The sequence below is a fragment of the Kurthia sp. YJT4 genome (assembly GCF_030219945.1).
In the GTDB taxonomy this organism is placed as follows: Bacteria; Bacillota; Bacilli; order Bacillales_A; family Planococcaceae; genus Kurthia; species Kurthia gibsonii.
Genome location: NZ_CP126689.1, coordinates 1,210,591 through 1,224,597, shown reverse-complemented (window position 1 = coordinate 1,224,597; position 14,007 = coordinate 1,210,591). Strand labels below are relative to the sequence as shown.

Here is a 14,007-nt window from a genome sequence, read left to right as displayed (position 1 = left end):
TTATTATTTACGTGCATCTGGGAAAAAACGATCTACAATTTTCTCTGCTGCATGTCCATCTTCTAGACCACAATATTTTTCATGGAAAGCTGCATATTTTTCTGCATACGTTTTCGTCATTTCTTCCATATTCGATAGTGCATCTACTAAATCATCTGTATTACGTAGTAAAGGACCTGGTGCTTCTTTTTCAAAGTCCATATAGAAACCACGTAAATTCTCTTTATAATGATCAAAGTCATACGTAAAGAATAGTAGTGGACGGCGTGTATGCGCAAAATCAAACATAACAGAAGAATAATCTGTCATACATACATCTGCAATTAAATACAAATGCTGAATATCATGATAGCGTGATACATTTATAACAAAATGACGATATTCAAGTGGGATTGGTAAACGATTCCCTACAATAACATGTGTACGCATTAAAATAACATACTCATCACCAAACTGTTCATACAGTTTTTGCAAATCTAATTGCATATTAAATATATGTTTACCATTCTCATCTAAATCATCATCTCTAAATGTCGGGGCATATAGTAATACTTTTTTATCTTTTGGAATGTTGTATTTTAAACGCACTTGTTCAATATACTGCTGCTGTTCTTCTGGATGATAAAAAATATCATTACGTGGATAACCCACCTCTAAAACTTCTTTTTTAAATTGGAAAGCACTGCGGAAAGCTTTCGTCGCATATGGACTTGGCGAAACTAAATAGTCCCACTGCTTCACCGCTTGGTTTACACGTGCTAAGTAACCAGGGTCTTTGCCTTTAAAGTCCTCTACATCATTTTGCATTTTTTTCAGTGGCGTACCATGCCATGTCTGAATATAGGTCTGTTTTGAGCTTTTCTTTAAATAACTTGGGAAGTTCTGGTTATTAATCCAAAACTTCGCTTTCGCTAAGTAATAAAAATACTCAGGACTTAAACGCTTAATCACTTTCGTATGTGATTTTTTAAATTCATCTTTACCATTGTACACCCAAATATAACGATAATCTGAGTTACGCTTTACCAACTCATCATAAATATTTTTAGGGCTATCTGAAATTTGTTTTCCTACGCCACTCTCAAATAAAATGAGCTTCGAATCTTTTTTCAGTGTTTTCGACATCACTTTATACATTTTACGCATTGCTGAGAAATACTTCTTACTTTTTCTAAACTTTCTCATACTCGCATCATATACTTGATGGTGTTTTAATGTATCATAGATTGGCTTTTTCTTCGGCATATTTTGAATTGCTTCAAAAATTCGATCATTCGAGTACACATCACGATTCGCAATAAACTGATTAGCTAATTCCTTATAATGATCTGACATTTGGAAATTAGCTTCATATGAACGCAATGTTTCATTTACTACTTCTTCACCATCATCTGTAATAAACCCTGGTAATGTCGCATCAATATCTAGATGTGATGGATACTTTCCGAGGAAATGATCACGATCAAATTGATAATAAATAACAGGTTTATGAAGGAAACTAAAGTCGAATGCTACACTCGAATAGTCGGTAATTAATAGCGCACTCTCTTTTAATAAATCTTGTACTAAGCGGTCTCCTTGACGAATAACTGTAATTTCTTCTGGTATATCAAAGTAATCAACGAATTGTTGCATATTTGGATGTAAACAGAATAGTAATTCTACTCCCTGATTTTTCAGTGCAAGTAGTCGATCATTATGAAGTAGTTCTGTATAGCGCTCTAAATACTCAGATTTTAAAAATTTATCATTCGTCGTCAGCCAATCGCGCCAAGTTGGAATGATTAGTACTTGTTTTTTCACTTCAATATCATCTGTAAAAAGACGGGAAAAGCGAGGTAAGCCTGTTACAGCTACTTCGTATTCTTCATAGTTCAAATCGCGTACTACAATATCTTTTTCACGTTCAGATGATGTAATAAATAGATCGGTTTGGAAATCTTTCATCTTTTTACTGTAAAATCCTGAAATATTTTTCACACCTAATACACCATGTTGTAAAAAGATTTGCTTTGCACGAATACACTTCATAAACTCTTTTGAACGATTTGGATACAAGAAATCTGGATGATGTGTTCCACAAATATAATCTGCTTTTACAAGTAAATCAAAATGTTCTTTTGAACGATAGTCAAGTAAATTACCATATGGTTCTACATTCACGCGTTCTGGCGAATCTTCTCGAATGATATAATACGCATCAATCTCTGGATGCTGTGTTCGCAAATACTCGAAGAAGCGTAAACCATTATCCTGTGCTTTGTACGGACGCTCCCCAACAATCCAAATTGGACGCTCATTCGCTTTTTTTACGCGACCTTTTTTCAATACTTTTTGATACATCTCAAATTCTTCTTTTGTATATTGATTATAAAAGAACGATAGATTGCGTCCCTTTACTGTTAGATATGGGACGAAATTATGTACATATTGACTATCTGCAATATTGATTTGCCCTTTCATCAACTGTTCTACAATAATTCGTGGCATACCACAACGTACGCGTGCTACATCTTGAACATCTTTTTGGCGTAACACCCACCATAAATCCCATACATCTTCATCAAACTGCGCATTAACTATTTTTAAAAGAGTTCGAATACTCTCTTGTGCCTTCACATTTAATTCATAGTGATAGACATAACCACTTTTTTTCTTTTGCATTTTTACAAGCTTTGCTTCCACACCTACAAAACTACTCTCACCTGTGTTACGCGACTGTAATTCTAATTCAATCGAAGTCAGTGGTAAGTTACGAACAGAGAGCTGAGCTTGTAAATGTAAATAATCTTTTGTTGGGTGAATTTTTGTTAGTTTACGCGCTGCATAATAATCTGTTGCACGCTTATTTGCATCAAAAGAAAAGACCAAGTAACCTTCTTTTGTAAAGTGCGGATCGATTGTATGTCCATTCAACTGAAATGTATGTAAGTCTTTTAACTCCAATTGCATGCGATGAGGTTTAAATAAACGATAGCGTTGTTCAAATAATTCGCCATCTACTTCAACCACACGATCTTTACGTAAAGCCTGTTCCTCGTCTTCTAAAGGGTATAAATATGCAATTGTTAAAATAGCATCTGTTGTGCCATATTGTTCAAACCATTGTTCAAAATATCTTTCTTCAATCGTCACTTGTAAAGAAGTGATTGGAATCGTGATGACACACTCACGATTTTTTAAAAGTATATATTGATAAGCACCTTGTGATAATTCTTCTAATGTAATATGAAAGGTGTTTTTATTTTGCTCTAATATAAACATCTAATCTCTCCTAGTTTTCAAACAAAACGTCATTTTTCCATACATATAAAATTAATAATTATATAAGATTATAATTAATCCATCATATTATATCATTATTAAATTGAAAATCTGTAGAACATTTTTACATTTATATTACATTCTCTTTACAACTATGTATTGGAAAACGAACTTTTTGTTATACTCATATAGTTAATATTTTTACTATTTTGTTTTTTTATACCTGTTATATAACGTTTTTAAACCTTTATTTGTTTCATTTTTGACAACTTTTTCTTTTTTTAGTCATTTTCAACTTACACCTATTTTTATATAGTATTTTTATGACTTTAAAAGTTCTTAACATCATATTTTTATATATAAAAATCCCGTATAACGATTAGATTTATACGGGATTCTATTCATTATGATAATTTTTGAAAACTTATTCTATTTTAATACCTTTACTTGACTCCACGCACTAGTATATTGTCGATTTTTATAATATTTGATAGCTTGAACACGTACATAATACGTTTTTTTATTCTTTGGATCACCTACATACACAAGCGGTTTATTTGAATTTAACGTTCTTGTATACTTCTTATTAAATGTTTTCGATGTACTACATTGTATTTTATATAATGAAACATTTGCATTACGGGGCCATGTAATTCGATAATCATTTTTTAACTTCTTCCATTGAATCTTTGGTGCACTTGGCGCTGTGACAATACGCTCTTTTATAAATAAATCACCTAAGATGCGCTGTGATCCTACTTGTTTATATGCACGCACGCGGAAGGAATAGTAAGTTAATGGCTCTAATTCTTTAAATGTATAAACTGTTTTTTTGGTATCATATTTTCGTAAATACTTTCCATTACGATTATATAACAACACCTCATATCCACTTGCGCCGACTACTTGATCCCAAGCTACAGGAATCGTCCTCGCTGTTGCTGATGTTTGTTTATTCCAATACACTTTATACGGCTTAACATGAACCGTTTTATAAAACACAGCTTCGTTTCCACGTGCGTCTTTCACACGATATGTGAGTTTATAAATACCCGGCTTCGTTGTGTCAAAGTCCCACCCTGTCACAGTCGTTTTTTCTTGTAAATTCCCATCTTCTTGGTCAGTTACTTGTACATTTTCGAACGGATCAAAATACTTATTGTATGGAATAATCTCTTTTGATTTACCTGTAATCACTGGTTTTGTGTTCGTATCAACATTCAATTTACGATTATAAAAGCGAACGAGACCATCTGAATCTTTAACAACATATTGAATGGTATAATTGCCGATTTTACTTTTATATAGGCTGTTTACGTCCCACGTGATTTTTTGCGTAAGATTGCCATCCTCTACATCAAAAGCTTCAACATCCTTTAGGAAATCAAAATCTTCTCCTATTGTCACATAGGCATCTTCTAATCCTTTGATTTCTGGTAAATAACCCCATTTGCGATAAATAGTTGTATTCGCAGTTTTGCCATCCCACTTCGTTGTTAACTGTTCATCCGTCATCCAAGCAATATGACCTTTTAACATGTTCCCATCCATTTTTGTCATCTGATTCTGTTGCGACATTGCTTTTTCAAATGTAGGCATTTCGTCTGCTGAAAATGTGATTTTTTCAATAGGGTTTTGTGAAAGTGCTTCTTCTCCCCATACTTTTATGCCTTCTTCAATCGTCACATTCTGTAGTTGATTCTGTTTAAAAGCTCTTAAATCTATGACTTGAATATTTTTAGGAATTGTTAAAGTCTTAAGCTGATTCTTCGAGAAGGAATCTGAAGAAATTTTAATCATTGCAGATGGGATTTTTAGCTTTTTCAATTGATTATTTGAGAAAGCATACGAATCAATTTGTTTAATTCCTTCTGGCAATTGTATGGTTTCTATTAAATTTTCTTGAAAAGCAGCATAATCGATGACTTCTAAACTATCGGGTAATGTAACATGTTTTAACTGATTCTCTTCAAAAGCGTTAGATCCAATTTTTTGAAGCCCTTCTGGTACCACAACTGTAGTCAAATGATTATTTTTAAATGAGCTTTCACCTAATTTTTTAAGCTTTAATGGTAAGTCTATATTTGTAAGTTGATTATCTTTAAATGCTCGAGAACCAATCGTATGCATTTCGTTACTTAACTGAATTTGCGATAAATAATTCGCTGCAAATGCACTTGCACCTATTTCTGTGATTTTCTCAGACAATTGAAGGGTTTTTAATTTATTATTTTCAAATAAAGAGTCCGGTATTTTCGTCATATTAGTTGGTAAGATGAAATTAACAATTTGATTCTTTTCAAAAGCATGTGAACCAACAGACGTCATATGCGCTAAATTAACTGTTTTTAATTTATTACTACTAAATGCACCTGCACCTATTTCTTGAACATGCGATAAATCAAATGTCGTAAGGTGATTGTCACTGAAAGCACCACTCTGAATTGTCTTAATATGTTCATTTATAACTACTTTTGTAAGTTGATTCTTATGAAACACACTTTTCTCAATTACTTGAAGTGATTGAGGAAGCGTTATTTCTTTTAATCGATTACTTGCAAAAGCAGACTCTCCAATTTGTTGAACGCTGTTTGAAAGTGAGATTGTTTCTAATTGATTTAATTTAAATGCATTACGACCAATTGTTGTGACTTTACTAGGTATAATCAGACTTTTTAGTTGATTATATTCAAATGCAAAATTCCCAATCTTATACAGAGTCTTTGGTAGTTGTACTTGCTTCATATAATTTGATTTAAAAGCTCGATCACCAATTATCTCTAACTGATTAGACAATTTCACTGTTGTCAATCGATTACGCTCAAATGCAGACGAACCAATTATTTTTACTGAATTAGGAATATCAACTTTTATTAAACGATTCGAACTAAATGCGCTTTTTGGGATTTCTTTTAATTGATTTGATAATTTCACTTCCGCTATATGATTATAATCAAAACTACTTTCGCCTATTTCTTTTATAGTATTCGGTAGCGTTAATGTCTGAAGTTCATTCGAAAAAAACGCCGCACGTTCAATAACTTCTACTGTACTTGGAAAAGAAACTGCTTCTATATTTTTATGTGCAAAAGCTAATTCCCCTATTTTCCTTACAGGCATACCATTGATTTTTGATGGAATTTGAATATTTTTTTCTTTTCCTATATATCCTGTAATTGTAATAGCATCATCTTCAATAATATATGTATAGTCTTGTTCATTAGCAAATATTTTTGGTGTAAAAATAAGTGTAGCCATGATGAATAAAACCATCGATAAACCTATTTTTTTAATCATTTATTTCTTCCTCCTTTTAAAACCTCATACATCATACCATTTTTCATTTAAATATACGTAAATAAATCAAAATACTAACAAAAATAAACCAGAACATATTAAACTTTGTTCTGGTTACATCTTTATTCACTTATTGTAGCAACACGTTCTAACCCCATTATTTCATACAATTTTTCTAAATCGACTGCTTGTTCAAATTGTTCGGCTGCTACATTATAGGCGTGTTCACGTAATTCTTTTTCTGATTTTACAGCTGCATCGAGTGGCGCAAGTCCTTTATAAATTCGCCATTCATTGACCATTTGGCGTGTAAATGTGCGATTGTGGAAGATTCCGTGGAAATATGTGCCAAGAATACGTCCAACAACTGCTCCATCTGTTCGTCCATCATCTAATAGAAGAAATGGCTCACAGAGATGTGTATGTTTTGTACGTCCGAGATGAATTTCATAGCCTGTTAGACGTTCATTTGTGCCAAAACGAATGCCGCTATTTTGAACAGTCTTCTTCTCACCGACAAAAGTCGTCTCAATCGGTAATAAACGAAGACCTTCTGTATAGTCTACATTCCCCTCCACAAAATCAGGGTCATATAAAGACTGCCCTAACATTTGATAACCACCACAAATCCCGACAATGGCGACATCACGCGTCGTCAGTTCTTCTTCAAAACCTTGCGCACGCAGCCATGCGAGGTCGTCAATCGTATTTTTTGTTCCCGGTATAATAATGACATCGGGATTTTTCAATTCTGCGACTGTTTTCACAAAACGTACGCCAACACCTGGTTCGTCCATGAGCGGGTCGATGTCTGTGAAATTCGAAATGCGTGGTAATTGAATGACTGCAACATCTAAGTCGAATTCATTGTCTTTCGGGCGTTTTAAACGTAGTGCTGACAGGGCGAGTGAGTCTTCTGCTTCAATCTGTACATCCATATATGGAACGACACCGAGAACGGGAATACCTGTATACTGCTCTAGCCATTCTAAACCATCATCTAGTAATTCTTTCATGCCACGAAACTTATTAATGATGATGCCTTTTACACGCGCACGTTCGTCTTCATCAAGTAATGCGAGTGTTCCGACGATTGAAGCGAATACACCACCGCGGTCGATATCAGCCACTAAGATGACAGCTGCATCTGCCGCATGTGCCATCTTCATGTTGGCAATGTCACGTGCTTTTAAATTAATTTCGGCTGGACTTCCAGCACCCTCTAAAACAATAACATCATAGGATTCTTTTAGACGTTGCACTGCTTCTACTGCAATGGGTAATGCCTCATCAACAAAATCATTGCGGTACGACTTAGCTGTCATATTGAGATGATGTTTTCCATGTACGATAATTTCAGACATCATATCTTGCTTTGGCTTTAACAGAATTGGGTTCATATCCGTTGTCGCTTCGACGCGCGCTGCTTCTGCTTGCACCCCTTGCGCACGACCAATCTCGCCACCACTCACAGTTACATAGGAATTCAGTGCCATGTTTTGTGATTTGAATGGTGCGACGCGATAACCTGCATTTGAAAAATGACGACAGAGAGCTGTCGCCAACATACTTTTTCCCACATCCGATGACGTTCCTTGAATCATGACTGCTTTTGCTGGCATCGTCATTCCCCCTTTAAAATTCAAGTCCTTTCACTGCTGGAATACCTTCATCATAATAATGTTTTGTTGGTTCAATTGTGGATACAAGATCAGCTAAATCAATTAATGGTTGCTTTGCACTGCGACCTGTTACGACAAGGTGCATCGTTTTCGGACGATTTCGAATGGCTTCGACGACTTCTTCAAGTGGTAGTACGTCATCAATCGGAAAACGATCAATTGCGAGTGCATTATTTAATTCATCTAATACGAGTACATCAATTGTATCATCTTGTAGCTTCTCTTTTGTTAAAGCCCATGCTTTTTTCAGTGCTTCGCGATGTTCTTCTGGTGTTTTCGTCCATGTAAAACCAATGCCCATCTGCTTCATCTCAACACCCAGCTTCGCTAAAGCGAGCTTTTCGCCATATGTACGGTCTGGATTTTTAATGAATTGTAAATACGTAACGCTTAATCCACGACCAATCGCACGTAATGTCACACCTAAAGAGGCAGTTGTCTTCCCTTTGCCATCACCTGTATAGAGTAAGAATAATCCCTGTCTTGCCATTATAACCACGTCGTCTTTTCTACAGCTGGTGTGCGTTTTGTCGGTTCTGGTGTATCGCCTTCTGGATAACCAATAAAAATCGTCCCGATGATTCGTTCATCAGACGAAGCTTCAATAAATGTATGTAAACGTTCATCATGTACAAGACCGACACCACGTGTACGCCATACAAACCCAAGACCGAGTTCAGATGCCGCTAACCACATATTTTGGATGGCACAGCTTGTTGCACAAAGGTCGTCCATTGTCGCATCTGCATCGCCTTCAACAGCCTTCGATGTTACAACGATGACAACCGGTGTTGTACGCACGACTTTTAGTGAGCTTTCAACTAAATGTGGCTTCGTTGGAAAACGTTCTTCTAAGTATGTTGTTGCTAGTTGTTCATATGCTTGTTTCTTTTCTTCACCAAAAACATAAAAATGCCATGGTTCGCGCAAACGATCCGTTGGTGCATATGTTCCCACTTCAATTAATTGTTCGATTTTTTCACGTTCTACAGGTTGTGTTGTATAATTTCGAATCGCACGTCTTTCTTTAATAGACTGAATGACTGACATATTGTTGTTCCTCCTCTACCCATGCGAGTGTTTCATGTAAGCTTGCTACTTCACCAATGAGCACCATCGCTGGATTTTTAATATTTTGTTCGACTGCTTCATCTGCAATACATTCCAATGTGGATACAATCGTACGCTGTTCAGCTGTTGTACCTTTTTCGATAATGGCAACCGGTGTTGTAGCAGGTCGACCATGTTTTATTAACTGTTCGGAAATATAACGTAAATTCCCAACACCCATATAAAAAGCAAGTGTATCAATACCTGTTGCGATATGTTCCCACTGAATCGTATCTTGTCCTTTTGAATCACGCCCATGCCCTGTTATAATCGCAAAACTTGATGCCATTTCACGATGTGTCACTGAGATTCCTGCATAAGCTGGCGCTGCAATTCCCGCTGTAATACCTGGAACGACTTCATATGGAATTTGCTCTTGTCGTAGTACGAGCGCTTCCTCTGCACCACGTCCGAATACGAATGGATCACCGCCTTTTAAACGGGTCACTACTTTTCCCTCTTTCGCCTTTTCAACGAGTAATGCATGAATTTCTTCTTGAATAAAATGATGACGACCGGGTTCTTTACCACAATAAATCAATTCAGCACCTGGTTTAGCATATTTCAATAACTCTTTATTCACTAATCGGTCATATGCAATGACATCTGCTTCCTGTACACATTCCAGTCCTTTTACTGTAATTAACTTTAAATCGCCAGGCCCCGCACCTACTAAATAGACTTTTCCGTACATAAGACCTTCCTTTCCGAGCATGCGCTAACAAAGCGTGCTGCTACTGCTGGATTTGACGCGAAGTGAAAATGTGTATAGCCCGCAACGATATTGTCACGTAAATAACCTTCGCCTTTTGCTTTGAATTTCCCCTTCGTATCATATGCATGGTTTTCACTTTCCCCTTCATATGTTGAATAGTGGAATTCATGTCCTTTTGCAACCATACCTTCTTTAATTAAAAAGTTATCTTTTTTGCCATAGATTTCTCGGTAACCGAGCGCCACACGTTTTCCTTGCATCTTCGTACATCCTGGAATGGCACCGACCATGTCAAAATGTTCTCCGTCCAATGTTTCAATCGCTTCTGTTAAATACATAAAGCCTCCACATTCAGCAAAGGTTGGGCGTTTTAAAGCAATGAATGATTGAATGGATTGTTTTGCGCGTTCATTCTTTGAAAGTTTCTCCGCAAATTCTTCTGGGAAGCCCCCGCCAATATATAGACCATCTGCTTCTACTGGCACTTCCTCATCTGCTAAAGGTGAAAAATAAACGAGATTGGCCCCATTTGCCTGTAAAAGCTCTAAATTTTCTTCATAGTAAAAGTTAAATGCTGCATCTTTTGCGACTGCGATGGTACAAGTCTGTTCAGTTTGTTTTGTAAAAACAGAAGATGTTACAGCTAATGGCGCGGCCTTCGTTACATCTAATAATTGATCGAGATCAATCGTTTCTTCTACAAGCGTAGCTAATTGATCAAAATAATCTTGCATCTCACCGCGTTCTAAAGCAGGAATTAGCCCTAGATGGCGACTTGGCATATGTAAATCAGGCTGTTTCTTCATATAGCCAATGACCGGAATACGACATTCTGCTTCGATTGCTGTTTTCACAATTTGAAAATGACTTACACTTCCCACTTGGTTCGCAATGACCGCAACAATCTTCGGTCGGTTCGATAGAAGTTGGAACCCTTTCACAATCGCAGCTGCACTTCTTGCCATCGCAGCACAGTTCACAACGAGTATAACAGGCGATTCTGTAATCGCTGCAATGTCCGCTGTTGAACCCACGTCTGACAATGGATTTTTCCCATCATAAAATCCCATAACACCTTCAATAATCGCGACATCACTTGATGCAGTTGCACGCATGACGATGTCTTTTACAACGTCTTCTTCAAACATGAAACTATCAATATTACGCGATGTTCTACCTGTTACAGCTTGGTGGAATGATGGGTCAATATAGTCGGGGCCACATTTAAATCCCTGTACCGTCAAACCCTTTTTTTGTAATGCTGCCATTAAACCAATCGTAAGTGTTGTTTTTCCTACACCACTATTCGTCCCTGCGATGACAAAACGATTCATTCTCTCACATCCTCATAAACAATTTCCGCAACCGAAATGGTTGTATTTCCTGATTTTTTCTTCACTAATAATAGTTCACTGTTCCCACTATAACGACGTACAGCTGGTTCACTTACTCCGTAAACACCTGTATATTTAAAGACCGTATCCGAAGGTGCTGTCACTTGTTCTGCATTCAACTCGTCTTTTGAATACCACTTAAATTCCCAGTCATATTTTGACGTAACCTCATGGAAGCAAGGCTCATCTTTTTTCAATTCAAATGTCACAAGTGCCTTCACGCTTTTGATGGATAAACCGAGTTCTTGTAATGTTTCTTGAATGACTTGCTCTACTTCTTCTGTTGATGTACCACGATTGCACCCCATACCAATGACTAATGATTTCGGACGGTAGACGACCGCATTTTCAATCAGTTCATCTGGTTGTAAGAGGCGATGTGTAATTACAAGTGCTGCTTGTGGTTTTGCATCCATCGCTTCTGCAATCGTGTCATATTGTTTTAGATTCGTCGGCATCGGTGTATCATGCATCCACCAATCTTTTTCACCTGTCTCTTGTACAATCGCCACATGTTCCTCATTGACAACTGAAGCTGATACAGGTGTCAAATGTGTATCAGAGTCCCACTGCCAGCCAAATTTCGCACCGAATAAATCAACTGGAATGGTCTTTTGAACATCGGATGCTGTTGTAATAATCGCATTCGCTTGTAGAGCTTCTGCTACCGTATGCGTTAAAGCATTTGCACCGCCAAGATGCCCTGATAACATGCTGATGACATTCTCACCGCGGTCATCGATGACAACGACAGCTGGGTCGACCTTTTTATCGACTAACACAGGTGCAATCATTCGTACGACTGCACCGAGTGAGATAATGGTGATAATACCTTGATAATGCTTAAATAATGCTGGGAATAACATGCGCACGCTGCCGCTAAATAATTGAACATTATGCGCGCGCTCATCACCACGTTCAAACTTACTCATATAATAGACATCTGTGTTTGGCAATGCCGCGTGTAGTTTACGACTAATTTCCACACCATGCTTAGTAATTGCGACAATCGCATACGGATGCTTCACTTCAATTGGCGCTAATACATCGTCACGTAACTCGATGACCATTACTCTGTCACCGCTTTACGGAAACCATGCGTAAATGTTTTATCATATAATTTCGAACGATAATCTTTTTCATGAATATGTGGATCTAATGCCCAACCAGCTAAAATCATTGCTTGTTTACGAATTCCGTTCGTACGCATCGCTTCATCTAAATTCACTAATGTCGTACGTACAATCTTTTGGTCTGGCCATGTTGCACGTTGTACTACTGCGATTGGCGTATCATCCGACCAACCTGCATCTTGTAATTCACGCACGATTTTCTTCGTTAATGTCGCACTTAAAAATAGTGCAATCGTACAATGATGACTTGCTAAATCACGTAATTTTTCAAATTCAGGTACAGGAGTACGACCTTCTGCACGCGTTAAAATCAGTGTCTGTGTTAAATCAGGAATTGTTAACTCGGCTCCTACTGCTGCAGCAGACGCAAATACAGAACTCACACCCGGAATAATTTCGCATGTAATATCATGTTGCTGTAAAATCGCCATCTGTTCCATCGTTGCACCGTACATCGCTGGATCTCCTGTGTGAACACGTGCCACCACTTTCCCTTCATTTACACGATCGACAATCGCTTGTACCATCTCATCTAAATGCATACCTGCTGTTTTCACAACTTCCGCTTCTGGCTTAGCCTTCGCAATTAATTCTTGATTCACTAAAGAATCTGTATACATCACAACATCAGCTGTTTGAATAATATGTAATCCTTTTACTGTTACTAAATCAGGATCTCCTGGACCTGCACCAACAATATAAATTTTTTTCATTATTTACGCACCACCATTAATGTAAGATATTCAAGCTCGACACCATCAAGTTCAGATGTTTTCCAAATGATTTCTTCATCGGACGTTACTTTTGTGACCACATGTGCGCGGTCTAATAAGTCTAAATCACGTAACACTTGAAGCATTAAATCAATTACTTTTGCCACTTTAATAAAGACGATGGCATCATGATTTTCAATCGCGCGACGCATCGCGTCATAATCGTCGACTGCTGGAATCATCGCGATATGGTCGTCTCCTTCACCAAGTGGAATACCTAATCTTGAAGCAGAGGCATTAAATGATGAAATCCCTGGAACCATTTGAATGTCGACATCTGGATGACGTTCTTGCATCAATGTCATCAAGTGAATGAACGTACTAAAGAGCATTGGGTCGCCCTCTGTTACGAATGCTACGTCTTTTCCTTCCGCAATACGCGCATATACTTCATCAACTGCTTTATTCCATTCGCGGTCTAATGTTTCCTGATGCTTTGTCATTGGGAACACAAGCCCAAGCATCTCCTTATCCATGCCATTCACATAGACATCAACAATGCGCTGTGCGTAACTTTTTTTGCCCTTCATTTTCTTTGGATAGGCAATGACCGGTGACTCTTTCATCACACGAAAAGCTTTCACTGTAATTAATTCGGGATCTCCTGGACCTACCCCTAAGCCGAACAATGTTGCCATC

At 37.3% G+C, this 14,007-nt stretch carries 10 protein-coding genes; all 10 read right to left on the bottom strand.

What is annotated here, in order from left to right:
* Window positions 1–3: 3 nt before the first annotated feature.
* The 10 genes from QN089_RS05915 to cobI all read right to left on the bottom strand — a co-directional run bounded on the left by QN089_RS05915 (window position 4) and on the right by cobI (window position 14,006).
* A complete protein-coding gene (locus tag QN089_RS05915) occupies window positions 4–3,264 on the bottom strand; it encodes a CDP-glycerol glycerophosphotransferase family protein (protein ID WP_285216239.1) in 3,261 nt (1,086 codons plus the stop codon).
* 429 nt (window positions 3,265–3,693) lie between these two features.
* Entirely contained in the window at window positions 3,694–6,561 is a 2,868-nt protein-coding gene (locus tag QN089_RS05910) for a leucine-rich repeat protein (RefSeq protein ID WP_285216238.1), read from the bottom strand.
* A gap of 122 nt (window positions 6,562–6,683) precedes the next feature.
* Window positions 6,684–8,183, bottom strand: a complete 1,500-nt coding sequence (locus QN089_RS05905; RefSeq protein WP_285216237.1) for a cobyric acid synthase — start codon at window positions 8,181–8,183, stop codon at window positions 6,684–6,686.
* 13 nt (window positions 8,184–8,196) lie between these two features.
* Window positions 8,197–8,733, bottom strand: coding sequence for a cob(I)yrinic acid a,c-diamide adenosyltransferase (locus QN089_RS05900; protein ID WP_068453926.1), 537 nt, complete (start codon window positions 8,731–8,733; stop codon window positions 8,197–8,199).
* Window positions 8,733–9,293 (bottom strand): nitroreductase family protein, encoded by a 561-nt coding sequence (locus QN089_RS05895; protein ID WP_068453927.1) that lies wholly within the window; start codon window positions 9,291–9,293, stop codon window positions 8,733–8,735. The genes QN089_RS05900 and QN089_RS05895 overlap by 1 nt, the downstream gene beginning before the upstream one ends.
* Window positions 9,271–10,047 carry a uroporphyrinogen-III C-methyltransferase gene (gene cobA, locus QN089_RS05890; RefSeq protein WP_087682528.1) on the bottom strand — a complete coding sequence of 259 codons (777 nt, stop codon included), beginning with the start codon at window positions 10,045–10,047 and terminating at the stop codon, window positions 9,271–9,273. The genes QN089_RS05895 and cobA overlap by 23 nt, the downstream gene beginning before the upstream one ends.
* Window positions 10,026–11,402, bottom strand: coding sequence for a cobyrinic acid a,c-diamide synthase CobB (locus QN089_RS05885; RefSeq protein ID WP_285216236.1), 1,377 nt, complete (start codon window positions 11,400–11,402; stop codon window positions 10,026–10,028). Before QN089_RS05885 ends, cobA begins: the two co-directional genes overlap by 22 nt.
* Window positions 11,399–12,532: a cobalt-precorrin 5A hydrolase gene (locus QN089_RS05880; RefSeq protein WP_068453931.1), complete on the bottom strand. Its 1,134-nt coding sequence runs from the start codon at window positions 12,530–12,532 to the stop codon at window positions 11,399–11,401. Before QN089_RS05880 ends, QN089_RS05885 begins: the two co-directional genes overlap by 4 nt.
* Entirely contained in the window at window positions 12,532–13,308 is a 777-nt protein-coding gene (gene cobM, locus QN089_RS05875) for a precorrin-4 C(11)-methyltransferase (protein WP_068453932.1), read from the bottom strand. The genes QN089_RS05880 and cobM overlap by 1 nt, the downstream gene beginning before the upstream one ends.
* Window positions 13,308–14,006 carry a precorrin-2 C(20)-methyltransferase gene (gene cobI / locus QN089_RS05870; RefSeq protein WP_082701434.1) on the bottom strand — a complete coding sequence of 233 codons (699 nt, stop codon included), beginning with the start codon at window positions 14,004–14,006 and terminating at the stop codon, window positions 13,308–13,310. The genes cobM and cobI overlap by 1 nt, the downstream gene beginning before the upstream one ends.
* Window position 14,007 lies beyond the last annotated feature (1 nt).

Excerpts from the sequence above, each read along its gene's own strand:
- QN089_RS05915 (WP_285216239.1), bottom strand. The coding sequence starts at position 3,264 with ATGTTTATATTAGAGCAAAATAAAAACACCTTTCATATTACATTAGAA.
- QN089_RS05910 (WP_285216238.1), bottom strand. The coding sequence starts at position 6,561 with ATGATTAAAAAAATAGGTTTATCGATGGTTTTATTCATCATGGCTACA.
- QN089_RS05905 (WP_285216237.1), bottom strand. The coding sequence starts at position 8,183 with ATGCCAGCAAAAGCAGTCATGATTCAAGGAACGTCATCGGATGTGGGA.
- QN089_RS05900 (WP_068453926.1), bottom strand. The coding sequence starts at position 8,733 with ATGGCAAGACAGGGATTATTCTTACTCTATACAGGTGATGGCAAAGGG.
- QN089_RS05895 (WP_068453927.1), bottom strand. The coding sequence starts at position 9,293 with ATGTCAGTCATTCAGTCTATTAAAGAAAGACGTGCGATTCGAAATTAT.
- cobA (WP_087682528.1), bottom strand. The coding sequence starts at position 10,047 with ATGTACGGAAAAGTCTATTTAGTAGGTGCGGGGCCTGGCGATTTAAAG.
- QN089_RS05885 (WP_285216236.1), bottom strand. The coding sequence starts at position 11,402 with ATGAATCGTTTTGTCATCGCAGGGACGAATAGTGGTGTAGGAAAAACA.
- QN089_RS05880 (WP_068453931.1), bottom strand. The coding sequence starts at position 12,532 with ATGGTCATCGAGTTACGTGACGATGTATTAGCGCCAATTGAAGTGAAG.
- cobM (WP_068453932.1), bottom strand. The coding sequence starts at position 13,308 with ATGAAAAAAATTTATATTGTTGGTGCAGGTCCAGGAGATCCTGATTTA.
- cobI (WP_082701434.1), bottom strand. The coding sequence starts at position 14,006 with ATGGCAACATTGTTCGGCTTAGGGGTAGGTCCAGGAGATCCCGAATTA.